Origin of the sequence: Mesobacillus jeotgali (assembly GCF_900166585.1) — a bacterium.
Lineage (GTDB): Bacteria > Bacillota > Bacilli > Bacillales > Cytobacillaceae > Mesobacillus > Mesobacillus jeotgali_A.
The window spans coordinates 1-17,786 of record NZ_FVZC01000002.1; the positions used below are offsets into that span (position 1 = coordinate 1).

Below are 17,786 nucleotides of genomic sequence, written 5' to 3' on the forward strand. Positions count from 1 at the left end.
CCCGTTCCCATACCGAACACGGAAGTTAAGCTTCTCAGCGCCGATGGTAGTTGGGGGTTTCCCCCTGTGAGAGTAGGACGCCGCCGGGCACATGAAAGAACAGCTGTAATGGCTGTTCTTTTTTTGTTTATAGAAATCCAATGGCATACGCTAGAACAATCAAAATGTGTATACTTAGGGAAGCTGTGATGATGTAGGAATTTCATCAGAGAAATTTTGAAAATCAACTGATATGTATGCCAGGAGTCTGGTCAACTTTTAACAGGTTTAAGTTAAAAAACTAAAAAGCAGTCAGAACATGAAGCAACTTTGGACAAGTTCAGAGGAAGAGGACGGAAAGCTGTCAGAAGATGAGACAACTTTGGACAGATTCAAAGGAATAGGGCGGAAAACTGTCCAAACATGAAGCAACTTTGGACAGGTTCAGAGGAATAGGACGGAAAGCTGTCAAAGGAGGAGGCAACTTTGGACAGGTTCAAAGGAATAGGGCGGAAAACTGTCCAAACATGAAGCAACTTTGGACAGGTTCAAAGGAATAGGGCGGAAAGCTGTCCAAACATGAGGCAACTTTGGACAGGTTCAAAGGAATAGGACGGAACGCTGTCCAAACATGAAGCAACTTTGGACAGGTTCAGAGGAATAGGGCGGAAAGCTGTCCAAACATGAAGCAACTTTGGACAGGTTCAAAGGAATAGGACGGAAAGCTGTCCAAACATGAAGCAACTTTGGACAGATTCAAAGGAATAGGACGTAAAGCTGTCCAAACATGAAGCAACTTTGGACAGGTTCAGAGGAATAGGACGGAAAGCTGTCAGAAGATGAGGCAACTTTGGACAGGTTCAAAGGAATAGGGCGGAAAGCTGTCCAAACATGAAGCAACTTTGGACAGGTTCAAAGGAATAGGGCGGATAGCTGTCCAAACATGAAGCAACTTTGGACAGGTTCAGAGGAATAGGATGGAAAGCTGTCAGAACATGAGATAACTTTAGATAAGTTTGAAGAAATCCATGAAATGGGATCGATGACTCAGACAACTTCCGAAGAGATCGATAAAAAGTTGAGCAAGTTTCTGAATACTTAAGTGTCCCTGATTTTAACAAAGCATCCCCAATGATTCGGATCCTAATGAAAAACCCTCTGAGATTCTCAGAGGGCTAAAACTCTTTAATTTTTCTTTTTCTTACCGAGAGATTGCAGCTGGCCCATTACCTTCGAACGTGACTTTTGGTCTCTTAGCAAGTATGCAGTACCTAGAGCGACAGTTGTCATCATCAGTTTTTTTCTATCCATATTAAAACCTCCTCGAAATTCAATGTCCATGTAAGTGAAATTCCCGATACCAGCTTATCTAAACATATTACGTGTTAGTGCCATGATTAAAATAGCTTCTAACCCCTGTTGTTATCACTTATTCGTGAGGTACTGGTAAATTAAGTAAGGCCCCTTTTTGATAGTTGATCGTAAAAATGTCTGAATCAATGGATAGTCTTCATTGGGCATCATTTTGATTAATTCACTCCACCACTCTGTCTCGTATCGGGCAATCATTCCTAGGTTATATAATACTAAATAATGTAAAAGGAGTTCTGGATATAAAAATAATTCTCCTTTATTTAATGGCAGGACAAATTGCTGTTCTTCCAGGTTGAATTTTATCGGAATGGGTTCAGCTGCGTTGGAAAGATTTGCTTCAAACCTAATGTAACCATTTGTTTCGTCGGTAAATGACACGGGGGTGGCAGACTTTGTTTGAAAAAACTCCTTGAAACGATTCTCAGTCATGTGAAAGTGGTCCAAAACGGAATTTGGCAGGGAGTAAACGGAATCTTTATTTGTCAGGACCTGAAAGTTTTGCTTGCCCCTTAGGTCTGCATATATGTTCGAAAGTTCCGGAATAAGTTCCATCACTTCGCCCATTGTTGCTTTTTCACCTTCCAATTGTTTCATGTGGAACATCTTTTCTGCCATAAGTGAAAACAAACCATTTTTCTGGAATTTCACTTCATCATCTGTAAAGCTATATTGTTGCTTTTTTCGTTTCCGGGTTGAAACACCGTGGGCGAGCACTGAAGTTGTTTCAGGATAATCAGGCTGGACTGTAAGGATGCATGCTTTTATAAGATGGACAAGACCGTAAAATAGCAAAATGGGCTGGATAGCCAGCGGCGATTTTTCTGCCTGTTCATAATAAAGCTTACCGTGTTCGAGATAATACATAAAGGGATAGCAATTTTCAAAGCTTTTCAGGTCTGGCTGATCAAGATTAAGTTTCCGATAGCATTTCTTCAGATAATCCTGTGAATATTCGGCTGAAAAAAAGAGTGTATAGCTATTCCATTCTTTGTAAGGCAAAGACACAATTAAAAACCTCCAAGTTAACTGAAAAATCTAACTAATAACAACGTCCTTGACAGTATTTTAACCAATTGATAACCTACAAATAATATTTTCTTAAAGGGGGGCATTTACTATGTGGGAAAGTAAGTTTGTAAAAGAAGGATTAACGTTTGATGATGTACTATTGGTGCCAGCAAAATCGGAGGTTTTACCAAAGGATGTCAGCCTCAAGGTCAACCTGACAGAGACTCTGAAATTGAATATACCGATTATCAGTGCCGGCATGGATACTGTAACGGAAGCTGAATTGGCGATTTCCATCGCTAGGCAAGGCGGATTGGGCATCATTCATAAAAACATGTCCATTGAACAGCAGGCAGACCAGGTTGATAAGGTTAAGCGCTCTGAAAGTGGAGTCATTACAGATCCTTTCTTTTTAACACCGGAGCATCAAGTTTTTGATGCTGAGCATCTAATGAGTAAATACAGGATTTCTGGTGTTCCGATCGTTAACAACGAGGAAGAGCAAAAACTTGTAGGGATCATTACGAATCGAGACATGCGTTTTATTCAGGATTACTCCATTAAAATCGAGGAAGTCATGACGAAAACAGACTTGGTTACAGCCTCTGTGGGTACAACCCTTAAAGAAGCCGAACAAATCCTTCAGCGCCATAAGATTGAAAAACTCCCACTAGTAAATGACGAAGGCGTATTGAAAGGTCTCATTACAATCAAAGATATTGAAAAAGTGATTGAGTTCCCGAATTCTTCTAAAGATGCAAAAGGCCGTTTAGTATGCGGTGCTGCAGTCGGCGTTACAGCTGATACGATGAAACGTGTGGAAATGCTGGTAAAGTCGCATGTTGACGTCATAGTTGTCGATACTGCACATGGGCATTCCAGGGGCGTCATTGAAACGGTGAAACAAATTCGTACAGCCTACCCGGAACTTAACATCATTGCCGGGAACGTAGCGACAGCAGAAGCGACAAAAGATTTGATTGAGGCTGGAGCAGATGTCGTCAAGGTTGGCATTGGTCCTGGTTCAATCTGTACAACAAGGGTTGTTGCCGGTGTCGGTGTACCGCAAATCACAGCTGTATATGATTGCGCTACAGAAGCACGCAAGCATGGCAAGGCCATCATCGCAGACGGAGGTATCAAATACTCCGGTGATATCGTAAAGGCACTGGCTGCCGGCGGACATGCTGTCATGCTTGGAAGCTTGCTCGCTGGTGTCACTGAGAGTCCGGGTGAAACAGAAATCTACCAGGGAAGACGCTTTAAAGTTTACCGTGGTATGGGCTCGGTTGGGGCGATGGAAAAAGGATCAAAGGACCGTTACTTCCAAGAAGATAACAAAAAATTTGTTCCCGAGGGCATTGAAGGAAGAATTCCTTACAAAGGGCCGCTTACAGACACAATCTATCAGCTTATCGGCGGTATCCGTTCTGGAATGGGATATTGCGGAACAGCAAACCTTGAACAACTAAGGGAAAATGCCCAGTTCATCAGGATGACAGGAGCAGGTTTGAGAGAGAGCCACCCTCATGATGTACAGATTACAAAGGAAGCGCCAAACTATTCAATGTCATAATTAAATACAAAGATAGCTGACAGGTACTAAGACTTTTATCCTGTCTAACAGCTGTTTTTTTCCTTATTTTACAATAGACAGAGTGACTATTCTCTGTCTATTTTTTTCATTTTTTTTATGTTAAACTATACGGGTGTGATTTTTCTGAGGGAAAAAAATGCAAGTTTAATAGATTAATTTGAAATTTGGAGGGAAAGTCGTCTTGAATCGTAAACAGAAACAGCTTTCAATGTTTTTTGCAGCATTCATTTTAACGATCACAACAATGTTTTCAGGATTTTCAATGGAAGCTGAAGCAGCAGAGGGACAGCTAGGAATTAATGCCGAAGCAGCTATGCTGATAGATGCCGAAACTGGAAGAGTATTATATGAGAAAAATTCTGATGTCGTCCTTGGTGTGGCTTCCATGTCAAAGATGATGACAGAATATATGGTTCTTGAAGCTGTTAAAAAAGGAAAGCTGAAATGGGATCAGAAAGTTAAAATCAACGAGTATGTCCATAAGCTGTCAGCTGCACCTGGCCTCTCGAATGTTGGATTAACTCAGGGTGAAGATTATACCGTAAAAGAATTATATGAAGCCATGGCCATCCATTCTGGAAATGCAGCAACAGTTGCACTTGCTGAGGTTCTATCTGGAACGGAGAAAAACCATGTTGAAAAAATGAACAAAAAAGCTGCCGAGCTGGGATTAAAGGATTTTAAATTCGTCAACTCTTCAGGATTGAATAACCGAGACCTGTTAGGACAACATCCTGCAGGCGGTCCAGAAGAAGAGAATGTCATGTCTGCCCGCTCAATGGCCAAGCTTGCATACCTTCTGTTGAAGGATTACCCGGAAGTTCTGGAAACCGCAAGTATGCCTGCATTGAAATTCCGCGATGGACGTGATTATAAGAACTTTAACTGGATGCTTCCAGGCCTCATTTACCAATATGAGGGCGTTGATGGTTTGAAGACAGGTTCTACTGACTTTGCTGGTTATGGTTTTACTGCTACAGCTATGAAAAACGGCCAAAGATTTATTTCTGTTGTCATGAAGGCAGACTCTAAGGACAGCCGTTTTGCAGAAACACGCAAGATTTTAGACTTTGGTTTCAGTAATTTCACTAAGGAAGAGCTTGTGAAAAAGAATTATCAGGTAAAAGGCAAGAAATCCCTTCCGGTAACGAAGGGAAAAGAAGATAGCGTTAAAATCCAATCTAAAAAAGCAATATCGATGACAATCAGAAATGGCGAAAAAGATGATTACGAACCAGTGCTTGTATTGGATAAGAAAAAGCTTAACGAAAATGGCGAGTTGACTGCCCCGATTAAAAAGGGCGAACAAGTCGGCTATATGACTGTTAAATCCAAAAAAGATGAAAATATCAGCTTCTTGACTGAAGAAGGACAAAAAGAAGTACAGGTGCCAGTAATTGCGTCTGAAGGTGTTGAAAAAGCAAATTGGTTCGTGCTTTCAATGCGCGGAATCGGCGGATTTTTTGGTGACTTATTCGGCGGAGTTGCTGACACTGTTAAAGGTTGGTTTTAAAATAGATTTGGTTTCCTGTCTTGACAGGAGACCTTTTTTATTGTTTATTTTCAATAGGGATATCTGTAATTCCGACTTAAAAAGTCCGATTTTTCTAGTTATTTTTAAACTTACATAGTATTCCTTTTACAGGACAAGGGGGAGAAAGAATGAAGACAGGTACTGATCGAGTTAAACGTGGTATGGCAGAAATGCAAAAGGGCGGCGTCATCATGGATGTTGTCAACGCTGAGCAGGCGAAAATAGCTGAAGAAGCTGGTGCAGTTGCCGTTATGGCATTGGAACGCGTTCCTTCAGATATCCGCGCAGCCGGCGGAGTAGCAAGAATGGCTGATCCTCGTATTGTTGAAGAAGTAATGGGTGCAGTCACAATTCCCGTTATGGCAAAAGCCAGGATTGGCCACATTGTTGAAGCCCGTGTGCTTGAAGCAATGGGCGTGGATTATATCGATGAAAGTGAAGTTCTCACTCCTGCAGATGAAGAATTCCACCTGAATAAAAGAGATTACACTGTTCCCTTCGTATGCGGATGCCGCGATCTAGGCGAAGCAGCCAGAAGAATCGGTGAAGGTGCATCAATGCTTCGCACAAAGGGCGAGCCTGGCACAGGTAATATCGTTGAGGCTGTACGTCATATTCGCAAAGTGAACGCTCAAGTTCGTAAAGTTGTGGCGATGGATTTGGATGAGCTTATGACAGAAGCAAAGCTGCTGGGAGCGCCATATGAGCTTTTGCTTGAAATCAAGCAGCTAGGACGCCTGCCAGTCGTTAACTTTGCAGCAGGGGGCGTTGCAACGCCAGCAGACGCTGCTTTAATGATGCAGTTGGGAGCCGATGGAGTATTCGTTGGCTCAGGTATCTTCAAATCTGAGAATCCAGCAAAGTTTGCGAAGGCAATTGTAGAAGCAACAACCCATTATCAGGATTACGAACTGATTGCGAATATTTCGAAGGGTCTTGGCGTTCCGATGAAGGGGATGGAAATTTCATCTTTAGCTCCTGAAGCACGAATGCAGGAGCGCGGCTGGTAAGGGGATCTCTATGGTGAAAATAGGAGTCCTTGGCCTTCAAGGAGCCGTCCGTGAGCATCTGTGGGCTATCGAGGCGTCAGGGGCAGAAGGCATTGTTGTTAAACGTCCAGAGCAGCTAGAAGAACTAGATGGCCTGATTATCCCTGGCGGTGAAAGCACCGCCATTCGCCGTTTGATTGATAAATATAGTTTTATGGAACATCTGAAGAAGTTTGCTGCTGATGGAAAGCCAATGTTCGGGACTTGTGCTGGCTTAATCCTGCTTGCAAATAATCTGGTTGACTACGATGAGCCACATATCGGAGTCATGGATGTAAAGGTGGAACGCAATTCATTTGGGCGCCAGCGTGAAAGCTTTGAAGCTGATATTGATATTGCCGGAGTCGGTGATAATTTCTCTGCCGTGTTTATCCGGGCACCGCATATCGTAGAAGCTGGAGAGGATGTTGAAGTGCTTGCTAAGCATAATGACAGGATCGTTGCGGCACGTGATGGCCAATTCCTCGGCTGTTCCTTCCATCCGGAATTGACAGATGACCACAGACTCATGAACTATTTTGTAAAAATGGTAGAAGAAACAAAGAGTAAAAATTTTGCATAAACTGCTTGCATGCTGAACATAATTGTAGTAAATTATGAATTAAAATTCGATAGTAAAAAGCTATGAGAGGGAAAAGTAGCTTGTATCCATTCCGAAGAGAGCCGGTGGTTGGTGCAAACCGGTGTCTGGAACAAATGAATCCGCCCTCGAGCAGAGTATGGAACGCCGTATTCGGCCAGTAAATACTCTCGGTAAAAACCGTTATTTTATGAGTGGGAAGCATTTTTGCTTTCAACTAGGGTGGCAACGCGGGTTAACTCTCGTCCCTTTTGGGGACGGGAGTTTTTTATTTTTCAAAGGCTTTTTGCTTAAGTAATGATCCGAAAAAAGGGAGGAAATTGCAGTGTTAGATGTTAAATATCTAAGAGCGAATTTTGAAGAAGTAAAACAAAAGCTGCAGCACCGTGGAGAAGACTTAACTGATTTTGGCAAGTTTGAGGATCTGGATGTGAAGCGCAGGGAATTAATTCTGGAGGCCGAGCAGCTGAAGAGCAGAAGAAATGAAGTATCTCAGCAGGTCGCGCAATTGAAGCGTGAAAAGCAGGATGCTGACCATCTTATTGCAGAAATGCGTGAGGTTGGTGATAAAATCAAGGTTTTAGATGATCAGCTGCGTGAGGTTGAGGAAGAACTTGAAAACCTGATGTTAAGCATCCCGAATATCCCGCATGAAAGTGTTCCGGTTGGAGAAACAGAAGACGATAATGTGGAAGTTCGCAAATGGGGCGAAGTCCGCAATTTCGATTTCGAGGCAAAACCACACTGGGAAATCGCCGATTATTTAAAAATCCTTGATTTTGAACGCGCTGGTAAAGTCACTGGCAGTCGTTTTGTATTCTACAAAGGCTTAGGTGCACGCCTGGAGCGCGCTTTGATGAGCTTTATGCTTGACCTTCATGTCGACGAACATGGCTACACCGAGGTACTTCCGCCATACATGGTCAATCGTGCAAGCATGACAGGAACTGGACAGCTTCCGAAGTTTGAAGAGGATGCCTTCAGAATCGAGAGCGAAGACTATTTCCTGATTCCGACAGCAGAGGTTCCTGTTACGAACATGCACCGCGATGAAATACTTAGCGGAGAGGAATTGCCAATCAATTATGCTGCCTACAGCGCATGTTTCCGTTCTGAAGCAGGATCTGCAGGCCGCGATACGCGTGGACTGATACGCCAGCACCAGTTCAATAAAGTAGAATTAGTAAAGTTTGTTAAGCCAGAAGATTCTTATGAAGAGTTAGAAAGGCTGACTGGACATGCTGAGAAGGTGCTTCAACTGCTCGGCCTGCCATACCGAGTGTTGAGCATGTGCTCTGCAGATCTCGGATTCACCGCCGCGAAAAAATATGATATTGAAGTCTGGATCCCAAGCTACGGTACTTACAGGGAAATTTCTTCTTGCAGTAACTTTGAAGGATTCCAGGCCAGACGCGCCAATATCCGTTTCCGCCGCGAGCCAAAGGCAAAGCCAGAACATGTGCATACATTGAATGGCTCTGGTCTTGCGATCGGCCGTACAGTTGCCGCGATTCTCGAGAACTACCAGCAGGCCGACGGCAGTGTAATCATTCCTGAAGCACTTCGTCCATATATGGGCAACAGGGACGTTATCGCTCCAAAATAATATGATTTGGGCAGGATTCAATCCTGCCCAAAAAAAACTTAAAAAAGATTGTTGACTCGTTTTCAAATACATGATATTATATTTCTTGTCTCGGAGGTATACCCAAGTCCGGCTGAAGGGATCGGTCTTGAAAACCGACAGGCGGGTAACACCGCGCGGGGGTTCGAATCCCTCTACCTCCTCCATTAATTTTATAATTAATGCATTAACGCATAAAACAATTTGGAGATTGTGTAGAAAAACCCATTACAATGTAATGGGTTTTTTTATGTTCTTTTTTAAATTATTAGGGGTGTTAGAAGTACTTATCATCTTTTAAAGGCTTGCTGCTCGATACTGCTATAGAAAAATTCTATATGCCCTTTTGGGAGTGTTCCGCTCGATTTGGTCGTATAGAAAAAATTCTATATGCCCTTTTGGGAGTGTTCGGCCCGATTTGGTCGTATAGAAAAAATTCAATATGCCCTTTTGGGAGTGTTCGGCCCGATTTGGTCGTATAGAAAAATCCTATATGCCCTTTTGGGAGTGTTCCGCTCGATTTGGTCGTATAGAAAAATTCTATGTGCCCTTTTAGGAGTGTTCCGCTCGATTTGGTCGTATAGAAAAATTCTATGTGCCCTTTTGGAAGTGTTCGGCCCGATTTGGGCGTATAGAAAAATCCCTATATGCCCTTTTGGGAGTTTTCCGCTCGATTTGGTCGTATAGAAATATCCTATGTGCCCTTTTGGGAGTGTTCAGCTCGATTTGGTCGTATAGAAAAATCCTATATGCCCCTTTTAAGAGTGTTCGGCCCGATTTGGTCCTATAGAAAATCCTATATACCCTTGTAAAAGTTTCACGGCCCCTTTGGGTGATAGGCTCGTTACATATAGAATGACCGCACATCACAATAAAGAAAAAAACCGCCAGACGGCGGTTTTACTTTTTCAATAATTGAGTTTGTTTTATATGTGTCGCAATTTTTTCAACGATTGGTTCGATTGATTCTGGATTGTTGAACAAATCATAATCATTGATATTCAAACGCAGGACAGGGCATGCATTGAAGTCGTTGATCCAGTTCTCATATCTTCCATGCATCTCTTCCCAATAAGAAATTGGTGTCTGCTGTTCCATTGGGCGGCCTCTTAGCTTGATACGCTCGAGTATGTCATCAAGGGACCCTTCGAGATAGATCAACAGGTCAGGATGAGGGAAGTACGGAGTCATGACCATCGCATCGAATAGGCTTTTGTATGTTTCGTAGTCCACTGGGGACATTGTGCCTTTTTCATAATGCATTTTTGCGAAGATACCTGTATCTTCATAAATCGAACGGTCCTGGATGAAACCGCCGCCGTATTCGAAAATCCTTTTTTGTTCCTTGAACCGTTCAGCAAGGAAATAAATTTGCAGGTGGAAGCTCCAGCGTTCGAAATCAGCGTAAAACTTATCAAGGTATGGGTTGGTATCTACTTTTTCAAAGGATGTACGGAACCGCAGGGCATCCGCCAGGGCATTCGTCATCGTGGATTTGCCGACTCCCACTGTACCGGCAATCGTAATGACCGCATTGGCCGGGATGTCATATTTTGTTCTTAGATTCATGGTTGTACGCTCCTTTTTCTTAATGATGCGGTTAGCTGGTCAATGATCAGCTGGAGGTCTTCCTCATGTTTAACGAAATCAAGGTCATCGCCGCTGAAACGGAGGACAGGGATTTCAGGGTGGTCATTCTCAAATTGAATCATAGCTTGTTCATAATCTATCGATAATTGCTCTAAGTATAAAGGACTTATGTTCTTTTCTACTTCACGGCCGCGCATCTTGATGCGTTTCAGCAGTGTATCAAGGCTGGCATTCAAATAGATGATAACATTAGGCTTAGGCATATCTTTTGTCAGGATTTGATAAATATCTAAATATTTTCTGTACTCCTGCTCATTCAGTGTGCGCTGGGCGAAAATGAGGTTTTTCATGATATGATAATCAGCTACGACAGGTTTGTTTTGGCTGAGGTAATGTTCATTAATATCTCCAAGCTGCTTATATCGATTGCAGAGGAAAAACATTTCTGTCTGGAAACTCCATTCTTCGATATTATCGTAAAATTTCCCCAAAAATGGATTTTCATCGACGATTTCCTTTAAAAGTGCAAATTGGAACCTCTCGGAAATGGCACGAGCCAATGATGTTTTCCCGATCCCGATCGGTCCTTCAACCGTTATAAAAGGTGTTCCTTCCACAACATGTCCTCCCTCTTCGTTGTATCTGTATCTTTATTTACATTTCTGTCAGTTAAATCACGCAAAATCCATTTTATCACACCAGTATATAGAATGGATACGCTATATTAAGAGGCAATTTTAGCAAAAAAGAAGACAGCCGCATAAAAACTGCGCCTGTCATATATTATCGGAATTTGTAAAATTTTTTTAACAGAAAGATGATTTGCAAAAAATAATGCTGGATCTTATCTTTTCACTACATTAAAGTTCTCCTGGATGAGCAGCCAGTTTTGCGGGAAGGAGAGTCCCAGCTTCCAATAGCTCATTCCTCTCAGGTTCAGCTCCTTGATCAAGTCAAATTTTGCCTGGATGGAACGGGCATCCTCAAACCAGACTTCGTGCTGTTTTCCGTCTGCTGCTGTGTATCGGAAGGTCGGTGCCTGGGATCTTGTGTTGTACTGGATCGGCACATTATTATTGGCGGCGATCTGGATGGCTTGCTGTGGACTGACGGCACGTGCAACCGACCCCTGGACAAATGGAAGTGTCCAATCATAGCCATAAAGGTTCTGGCCCATCATGATTTTCTGGGAAGGCATTTCACTGGCGGCGTACTCCAGCACCTGGCGGACAGGGCCAATGGGCGAAACTGCCTGGGCAGGTCCGCCGCTGTAGCCCCATTCATAGGTCATGATGACGACGAAATCGACTATTTCCCCGTGTGCTCTGTAGTCATGCGCAGTATACCAGGCACCCGTCTGTGCAGCGCTTGTTTTAGGGGCAAGCGCAGTAGATATGAACCAGCCTTCCTGTTTGAACCGGTCTCTTGCCTTCCTTAAGAACCGGTTATATGCTTCGCGGTCTGCTGGGCGCAGGAATTCAAAGTCAAAATGAATATCCCGGAAACCATATTTTTTGGCAGTGGCAACAATATTGTTCAGGAATTTGTCCTGAATTGCGATGTCATTCAGGAGGATACGGCCAAGCTCATCACTGAACTGGTCATTCTCCTGGTTGGTAATGACCATCATCAATATATTGTTGTTGGCCTCGGCAATGGCAGGGAAATTGTTCAGCATCGGCTCCTTCAAAGAACCATCACGAAGAGCCTGAAAACTGAAGGGTGCAAGGTATGTCAGGTAGGGTGCAGCCTCTCTTGCAGCGGTTTCAAGTGCAGGGGCTACTGTGTTTCCGCGTGGTTCTACATATGCATTGAACTCCGCATTCGGCTTTGGCCGCTGGGGAATATAGAGCCGGAAACCGACTGAAAGCGGCTGATTTACCGTAATACCATTAATTCTGGCAAGTTCCTGCGGAGTGATTCCGAATCTACGTGAAATGGACCACAAGCTGTCACCTGGCTGGACAAAGTAGAAACTGCCGACAATGGGGATGACCATTGCCTGGCCCACGACCAGATTGTTCGGGTTAGGCAGTTCATTTGCCTCGGTTATATCTGCAACAGACGACCCGTATAACCGGGCGATCTGCGTCAATGTCTGTCCTTGTTGTACCACATGAATTTGCATTATCTTCCCTCCCTGGCATTTTAGCGCTACAACCATTGTATGAAGGAAGAAAATGCAGTATGTTATAAATCAAGCTTCACAGAAGGCCTTGTTTCAGCTGACAAGACGTTTTTCATCATTGTCAGCGCATATTCATTGTCCTTTTCATTATTGGAGGCAAGCAAGTCCTCTGGTATGATGAGGTTGTATTCACGCATATAGGCATCATTCGCTGTGAAAAGCACACAAATGTTCCCGGCGATTCCAGCTAGAACTAGAGTATCGACCTTCAATTGCTGGAGAAGGGTATGAAGCGCTGTGCCATAAAAAGCGGAATGCTTTGGCTTTATCAGGAAATAATCCTTGTTCTTTTCAGGAGCTATTTTTTTGATGATTTCTGAGCTTGTTTCATTCGAGCAATAATCCATGATTTTTTCAAAATCAGCCTGCCATAGATTATAATGGTCATTAATATAGATAACGGGCATGTCCCTTTCATTGAAAGATTTCTTTAAGGTTAAAATGGGGTCGATGATGTTTTTTGTATTTTTTGCAAGGTCTTCCCCTGCATCGAATTTAAAGTCATTGATCATATCGATGATCAATAAAGCAGTCTTTGGCATGAATAATCCTCTCCTTTCCTTATATTTTTACCGGTGGGGGATTATTAAACCATTTGGAAAAAACTAATTACTATTTTTAGCGGAGGGAAAGATGGAAGCTCAACTGACCCAGGATGAACAATTCATGCTAGAAGCAATAGAGGAAGCGAAAAAGGCTGGGCAAATGGATGAGGTGCCGATTGGCGCTGTTATCGTCCTGGATGGTGAAATCATTGGCCGGGCCCATAATCTGCGCGAAACGAGGCAAAACTCCATTGCCCATGCTGAGGTACTTGCGATTGACGAGGCCTGCAAGAAACTTGGCACGTGGCGGCTTGAGGATTCCGTGCTGTACGTAACTTTGGAGCCATGCCCGATGTGTGCGGGGGCAATCATGCTTTCCCGGGTGAAAAAAGTGGTTTATGGAGCGAAGGATCCGAAGGGCGGATGCGCCGGTACCTTCATGAATATTCTCCAGGACGAGCGCTTCAACCATCAAAGTGAAGTGGTGAGCGGTGTTCTGGAAACGGAATGCGGATCACTGTTATCCGATTTTTTCAGGGATTTGCGAAAAAAGAACAAACTGAAAAAGAAACAGGCAAAAGAGGAACTGGAACAACAGACAGGAATTGACATTGGATAAGCATTGCTTTTTAGACCGCAAATTAGTATACTATGTATGTGTCCTTGAGACACACCTAAATCAGGTTTCAATTTTGCCGTGCTAGTCGGGGAGGTAGCGGTGCCCTGTACCCGCAATCCGCTCTAGCGGGGATGAATCCCTTCCTGAGGCTGTTTTACTGTAGGGTCTGCCTTAAGTAAGTGGTGTTGACGCCCGGGTCCTGCGCAATGGGAATCCATGAACCATGTCAGGTCCGGAAGGAAGCAGCATTAAGTGGACGCTCCCATGTGCCGCAGGGTTGCCTGGGCCGAGCTAACTGCTTAAGTAACGCTTATGGTATTCAGTCGACGGAAGGTGCGCGGCAGTTAAATAATATACAACCAACTCATCTCTATTATGGAGATGAGTTTTTTGTCTTTCAGGGACGAATTAGTTTTCTAAAAGTGTAAATGTCTAAAAAATTGCGTTATAATAGGAAGGATAATATATCGAAGGGAGCGGTGTCATTGGCCTATCAAGCTTTATATAGAGTCTGGCGTCCACAGCAGTTCATTGATGTGGTCGGACAGGAACATGTGACAACGACACTGCAAAACGCTCTGCTTCAACAAAAAATATCACATGCCTACCTTTTTTCCGGTCCAAGGGGGACAGGGAAAACGAGTGCTGCTAAAATTTTGGCAAAAGCGGTTAACTGCGAACAAGCTCCCACGACTGAGCCTTGCAATGAATGTGATGCCTGTCGTGGAATAACGGATGGATCGATTCCCGATGTGATTGAAATCGATGCTGCCTCAAATAACGGTGTCGAGGAAATTCGGGATATTCGGGACAAAGTAAAATATGCCCCTAACGTCGTGAAATACAAAGTATATATCATTGATGAGGTGCATATGCTTTCCATCGGAGCGTTCAATGCCCTGCTTAAAACACTTGAAGAGCCTCCAAAGCATGTTATCTTTATCCTCGCTACGACTGAGCCCCACAAGATTCCACTCACAATCATTTCACGATGTCAGCGATTTGATTTCAAGAGAATCACTGCTCAGGCAATCGTTGGCCGGATGAAACAAATTGTTGAGGAATCAGGAGTGGATTGCGATGACACGGCCCTGCAGATCATTGCAAGGGCAGCGGAAGGCGGAATGCGTGACGCCCTGAGTTTGCTGGATCAGGCAATTTCATTCAGCCAGGACCGGGTGACAATAGAAGATGCACTAACAGTAACAGGAACAGTCTCACAGAACTTCCTGAACCAGCTTGCCAACGCAATTAATGAAAAAAATGCGGCTGCTGGACTGGAAGCACTGGATGAACTGCTTTTGCAAGGGAAGGATCCGGCTAGATTCATAGAGGATATGATCTTCTTCTACCGCGATATGCTCCTGTTTAAAGCGGCACCAGCCCTCGAAGAATCCATGGAGCGTGTAATGCTGGATAATGACTTCCAGGAGCTTGCGAATAAGATCGAGCCTGCACAAATATATGAATTGATTGAAGTCCTGAATAAAGCCCAGCAAGAAATGCGGTGGACGAATCACCCGCGCATATTCCTGGAAGTGGCAATTGTAAAGTTGTGCCAGTTAGAGGTCCAGGGGCAGACAAGCAACAATATTCAGGTCGAACCTTTATTGAAAAGAATCGAACAGCTTGAGGAAAAGCTTGCAAAGTTTCAGGAGAACCCAGGCATGTCTGCAAGTGAACCGGCAGCAGCTAAAAAAACGCCGCGTCCAAACCGCAAGGGCTTTCAGGTTCCTGCCGGAAAAATCAATGAAGTACTCAAGAATGCCACAAAGCCAAACCTGCATGCAATCAAAGGACGCTGGGGAGACCTGTTGGAAATGCTTGCTGCAAAGCAAATGCGTTCCCAGGCCGCTTTATTGAATGAAGCCGAGCCGGTTGCTGCATCTGATGAATCAGTAGTGATAAAATTCAAATATGAAATTCACTGCCAGATGGCAATGGAAAATACGAGGTTTACTGAAACCGTAAGCGATGCAATGCAGGATTATACCGGAAAAAGAATGCAGGTTATTGGTGTTCCGGAAGAGCAGTGGCTTAAAATAAGGGAAAACTTTATCAGCCAGAGAGGCGATGGAGCATCAGAGGGGCAACCCGCAGCAAGTGAAGACCCGCTGATTGCTGAAGCCAAGAAATTATTTGGCGATGAATTAATACAAATACAAGATTAAATACTGGAGGACGTTAATATGATGCGTGGAATGGGTAATATGCAAAACATGATGAAACAAATGCAAAAGATGCAAAAGAAAATGGAAGAAGCACAGGTGCAATTAGGTGAAGAAAAAATTGAAGGAACAGCAGGCGGCGGCATGGTCACTGTTGTCGTAACTGGACATAAAGAAATCGTTGACGTTCAAATCAAACCAGAGGTAGTAGACCCGGATGATGTTGAAATGCTGCAGGACCTTGTGCTGGCTGCAACAAACGATGCTTTGAAAAAGGCGGAAGAATTAACAAACAAGACAATGGGACAATTCACAAAAGGGATGAACCTTCCTGGGGGAATGTTCTAGGAGGAATAAATAATAATGCATTATCCTGAACCAATATCAAAGCTGATCGACAGCTTTATGAAATTGCCAGGTATCGGCCCGAAAACGGCCGCGCGTCTGGCTTTTTTTGTCTTAAGTATGAAAGAAGAAACCGTACTGGATTTTGCTAAGGCTCTGGTGAACGCTAAGCGCAACTTGACGTATTGTTCTGTCTGCGGGCATATCACTGACCAGGATCCTTGTTATATCGATGAAGACCCAAGGCGGGACCGTAGTATCATCTGTGTAGTCCAGGATCCCAAGGATGTTATCGCGATGGAAAAGATGAAGGAATATAACGGACTTTATCATGTGCTGCACGGAGCCATTTCACCAATGGATGGAATTGGTCCGGAAGACATCAATATTCCAGATCTGCTGAAAAGGCTCCAGGATGAAACCGTTCAGGAAGTCATTCTAGCCACGAACCCCAATATCGAAGGCGAAGCGACTGCGATGTACATTTCAAGGCTCCTCAAGCCGTCAGGTATAAAAATAACAAGGATTGCCCACGGCTTGCCTGTTGGCGGGGACCTTGAGTACGCAGATGAAGTCACTCTCTCAAAAGCCCTTGAAGGCCGTCGTGAAGTTTAACTCCGCATACACGAACTACTCTACTGGAGGAAGGTCATGTTATTTCGTAAAAAGAAATGGCTTAGAAAAGAATTCGACCAAAAACTAATGGAACAGCTTAACAGCATGAAGACAGAATGGAACAATCAGAAGCTGCTGGTTGAAAGAAGCTTCGATCCGTCGGAAGAGTTCATCACTGAAGCGAAAATTGCGGAAGCAAAATACTTCTTTCTATTTAAAGAGGCTAAGCATAGGAAAATCACAATAAGGACTAAATAACGCAATTTCCATACAATCAGGTCTTATTTCATTTGCTTGTACATAAAATTGTACAAGACATTGAAGTAAGGAGGATAAGTATGGATCCTGTAGTTGTCATATCGGTCTTGGGGGGATTAATCCTTTTGCTGCTCATTATAGGTGCACCCACAAAGCCGCTTCGCTTTATTGGGCAGAGCGTGGTGAAAATCCTGATTGGAGCCATCTTTTTATTTTTTCTGAATGCTTTCGGAACCAGCTTCGGAATCTACGTGCCAATCAACATTGCAACCGCAGCAGTCTCCGGATTGCTGGGGATACCTGGTGTATTCGCTCTTGTTGCAATTCAGACTTGGATTATATAATGTATGGACGCCGCTTCCAGAAGAAGCGGCGCTTTATTGTTTCAGAAGAGTCCTTCACGGGATAGTGCAGGGTATATTCAAAAAAACTTTGCGAAAAGCTATTGACCAGGCATGGAGAACTTGTTATTATATTAAACGTTGCTGTTGAACAGCCGTTAATAACTTTTAAAAAAAGATGTTGACGAAACAATGGCAGCATGGTATATTATTTAAGTCGCCTACGGGAGACGTTAACAAATTGCTCTTTGAAAACTAAACAAACAAGCGTCAACAAACAATAAATTATTCATGGCTTCTATTATAGAAGAACATGAGCCAACGTTTTAACTTATGAGCTAACTCATAACTCTTTTTTGGAGAGTTTGATCC

The 17,786-nt window shown here is 43.5% G+C and carries 17 protein-coding genes, 1 tRNA gene, 1 rRNA gene, 1 other RNA gene and 1 other annotated feature; of the genes, 14 read left to right on the top strand and 6 right to left on the bottom strand.

Annotation, left to right across the window (positions count from 1 at the left end; all coding sequences use genetic code 11):
* Positions 1 to 89 (top strand): 5S ribosomal RNA (gene rrf / locus B5X77_RS00045); the annotation flags it as partial.
* Positions 90 to 1,164: 1,075 nt separating this feature from the next.
* Here rrf and B5X77_RS23585 read toward each other — a convergent pair.
* The gene (locus tag B5X77_RS23585) at positions 1,165 to 1,290 is read right to left on the bottom strand and encodes a hypothetical protein (RefSeq protein WP_257391684.1); all 126 of its coding nucleotides are present in this window, start codon (positions 1,288 to 1,290) and stop codon (positions 1,165 to 1,167) included.
* A 114-nt stretch (positions 1,291 to 1,404) separates the two neighbouring features.
* A complete protein-coding gene (locus tag B5X77_RS00050; protein ID WP_079504123.1) occupies positions 1,405 to 2,358 on the bottom strand; it encodes a YaaC family protein in 954 nt (317 codons plus the stop codon).
* 112 nt (positions 2,359 to 2,470) lie between these two features.
* Between B5X77_RS00050 and guaB the strand changes: the two genes are divergently transcribed.
* From guaB to B5X77_RS00080, 6 genes are all read left to right on the top strand, one after another.
* Positions 2,471 to 3,937 (top strand): IMP dehydrogenase, encoded by a 1,467-nt coding sequence (gene guaB / locus B5X77_RS00055; protein WP_079504124.1) that lies wholly within the window; start codon positions 2,471 to 2,473, stop codon positions 3,935 to 3,937.
* A 229-nt stretch (positions 3,938 to 4,166) separates the two neighbouring features.
* Entirely contained in the window at positions 4,167 to 5,471 is a 1,305-nt protein-coding gene (locus tag B5X77_RS00060) for a serine hydrolase (RefSeq protein WP_079504137.1), read from the top strand.
* A 149-nt stretch (positions 5,472 to 5,620) separates the two neighbouring features.
* Positions 5,621 to 6,502 (top strand): pyridoxal 5'-phosphate synthase lyase subunit PdxS, encoded by an 882-nt coding sequence (pdxS, locus tag B5X77_RS00065; RefSeq protein ID WP_079504125.1) that lies wholly within the window; start codon positions 5,621 to 5,623, stop codon positions 6,500 to 6,502.
* 13 nt (positions 6,503 to 6,515) lie between these two features.
* On the top strand, positions 6,516 to 7,103 hold the full coding sequence (gene pdxT, locus B5X77_RS00070) for a pyridoxal 5'-phosphate synthase glutaminase subunit PdxT (RefSeq protein WP_306807277.1): 588 nt from the start codon (positions 6,516 to 6,518) through the stop codon (positions 7,101 to 7,103).
* A gap of 53 nt (positions 7,104 to 7,156) precedes the next feature.
* Positions 7,157 to 7,374, top strand: a binding site (T-box leader).
* 72 nt (positions 7,375 to 7,446) lie between these two features.
* On the top strand, positions 7,447 to 8,727 hold the full coding sequence (gene serS, locus B5X77_RS00075; RefSeq protein ID WP_079504127.1) for a serine--tRNA ligase: 1,281 nt from the start codon (positions 7,447 to 7,449) through the stop codon (positions 8,725 to 8,727).
* A gap of 92 nt (positions 8,728 to 8,819) precedes the next feature.
* Positions 8,820 to 8,912 (top strand) — tRNA-Ser (locus B5X77_RS00080).
* A 733-nt stretch (positions 8,913 to 9,645) separates the two neighbouring features.
* Here B5X77_RS00080 and B5X77_RS00085 read toward each other — a convergent pair.
* The 4 genes from B5X77_RS00085 to B5X77_RS00100 all read right to left on the bottom strand — a co-directional run bounded on the left by B5X77_RS00085 (position 9,646) and on the right by B5X77_RS00100 (position 13,065).
* Positions 9,646 to 10,314: a deoxynucleoside kinase gene (locus B5X77_RS00085; RefSeq protein ID WP_079504128.1), complete on the bottom strand. Its 669-nt coding sequence runs from the start codon at positions 10,312 to 10,314 to the stop codon at positions 9,646 to 9,648.
* Positions 10,311 to 10,952 (bottom strand): deoxynucleoside kinase, encoded by a 642-nt coding sequence (locus B5X77_RS00090; RefSeq protein ID WP_079504129.1) that lies wholly within the window; start codon positions 10,950 to 10,952, stop codon positions 10,311 to 10,313. The genes B5X77_RS00085 and B5X77_RS00090 overlap by 4 nt, the downstream gene beginning before the upstream one ends.
* Positions 10,953 to 11,179: 227 nt before the next feature.
* Positions 11,180 to 12,463: a glycoside hydrolase family 18 protein gene (locus B5X77_RS00095; protein WP_079504130.1), complete on the bottom strand. Its 1,284-nt coding sequence runs from the start codon at positions 12,461 to 12,463 to the stop codon at positions 11,180 to 11,182.
* A gap of 62 nt (positions 12,464 to 12,525) precedes the next feature.
* Complete coding sequence (locus tag B5X77_RS00100) at positions 12,526 to 13,065, bottom strand: cysteine hydrolase family protein (protein ID WP_079504131.1); 540 nt, start codon at positions 13,063 to 13,065, stop codon at positions 12,526 to 12,528.
* Between the two features lie 91 nt (positions 13,066 to 13,156).
* Between B5X77_RS00100 and tadA the strand changes: the two genes are divergently transcribed.
* The 7 genes from tadA (at position 13,157) to B5X77_RS00135 (ending at position 17,417) form a co-directional block, all read left to right on the top strand.
* Complete coding sequence (gene tadA / locus B5X77_RS00105) at positions 13,157 to 13,687, top strand: tRNA adenosine(34) deaminase TadA (RefSeq protein WP_079504132.1); 531 nt, start codon at positions 13,157 to 13,159, stop codon at positions 13,685 to 13,687.
* Positions 13,688 to 13,763: 76 nt separating this feature from the next.
* An RNA gene (gene ffs / locus B5X77_RS00110) (signal recognition particle sRNA large type) lies at positions 13,764 to 14,028 on the top strand.
* A 144-nt stretch (positions 14,029 to 14,172) separates the two neighbouring features.
* The gene (gene dnaX, locus B5X77_RS00115; protein WP_079504133.1) at positions 14,173 to 15,858 is read left to right on the top strand and encodes a DNA polymerase III subunit gamma/tau; all 1,686 of its coding nucleotides are present in this window, start codon (positions 14,173 to 14,175) and stop codon (positions 15,856 to 15,858) included.
* An 18-nt stretch (positions 15,859 to 15,876) separates the two neighbouring features.
* Positions 15,877 to 16,203 carry a YbaB/EbfC family nucleoid-associated protein gene (locus B5X77_RS00120; protein ID WP_176167185.1) on the top strand — a complete coding sequence of 109 codons (327 nt, stop codon included), beginning with the start codon at positions 15,877 to 15,879 and terminating at the stop codon, positions 16,201 to 16,203.
* A 15-nt stretch (positions 16,204 to 16,218) separates the two neighbouring features.
* Positions 16,219 to 16,815 carry a recombination mediator RecR gene (gene recR / locus B5X77_RS00125; RefSeq protein WP_079504134.1) on the top strand — a complete coding sequence of 199 codons (597 nt, stop codon included), beginning with the start codon at positions 16,219 to 16,221 and terminating at the stop codon, positions 16,813 to 16,815.
* A gap of 36 nt (positions 16,816 to 16,851) precedes the next feature.
* Positions 16,852 to 17,073, top strand: coding sequence for a YaaL family protein (locus B5X77_RS00130; protein WP_079504135.1), 222 nt, complete (start codon positions 16,852 to 16,854; stop codon positions 17,071 to 17,073).
* Between the two features lie 80 nt (positions 17,074 to 17,153).
* On the top strand, positions 17,154 to 17,417 hold the full coding sequence (locus B5X77_RS00135) for a pro-sigmaK processing inhibitor BofA family protein (RefSeq protein WP_079504136.1): 264 nt from the start codon (positions 17,154 to 17,156) through the stop codon (positions 17,415 to 17,417).
* The last annotated feature ends 369 nt before the right edge of the window (positions 17,418 to 17,786 follow it).

What these genes read in the sequence shown, in the direction of transcription:
- tadA (WP_079504132.1), top strand. Translation starts at nt 13,157, where the DNA reads ATGGAAGCTCAACTGACCCAGGATGAACAATTCATGCTAGAAGCAATA.
- B5X77_RS00130 (WP_079504135.1), top strand. Translation starts at nt 16,852, where the DNA reads ATGTTATTTCGTAAAAAGAAATGGCTTAGAAAAGAATTCGACCAAAAA.
- recR (WP_079504134.1), top strand. Translation starts at nt 16,219, where the DNA reads ATGCATTATCCTGAACCAATATCAAAGCTGATCGACAGCTTTATGAAA.
- pdxS (WP_079504125.1), top strand. Translation starts at nt 5,621, where the DNA reads ATGAAGACAGGTACTGATCGAGTTAAACGTGGTATGGCAGAAATGCAA.
- B5X77_RS23585 (WP_257391684.1), bottom strand. Translation starts at nt 1,290, where the DNA reads ATGGATAGAAAAAAACTGATGATGACAACTGTCGCTCTAGGTACTGCA.
- B5X77_RS00060 (WP_079504137.1), top strand. Translation starts at nt 4,167, where the DNA reads ATGTTTTTTGCAGCATTCATTTTAACGATCACAACAATGTTTTCAGGA.
- B5X77_RS00120 (WP_176167185.1), top strand. Translation starts at nt 15,877, where the DNA reads ATGATGCGTGGAATGGGTAATATGCAAAACATGATGAAACAAATGCAA.
- B5X77_RS00100 (WP_079504131.1), bottom strand. Translation starts at nt 13,065, where the DNA reads ATGCCAAAGACTGCTTTATTGATCATCGATATGATCAATGACTTTAAA.
- guaB (WP_079504124.1), top strand. Translation starts at nt 2,471, where the DNA reads ATGTGGGAAAGTAAGTTTGTAAAAGAAGGATTAACGTTTGATGATGTA.
- B5X77_RS00095 (WP_079504130.1), bottom strand. Translation starts at nt 12,463, where the DNA reads ATGCAAATTCATGTGGTACAACAAGGACAGACATTGACGCAGATCGCC.
- B5X77_RS00085 (WP_079504128.1), bottom strand. Translation starts at nt 10,314, where the DNA reads ATGAATCTAAGAACAAAATATGACATCCCGGCCAATGCGGTCATTACG.
- B5X77_RS00135 (WP_079504136.1), top strand. Translation starts at nt 17,154, where the DNA reads ATGGATCCTGTAGTTGTCATATCGGTCTTGGGGGGATTAATCCTTTTG.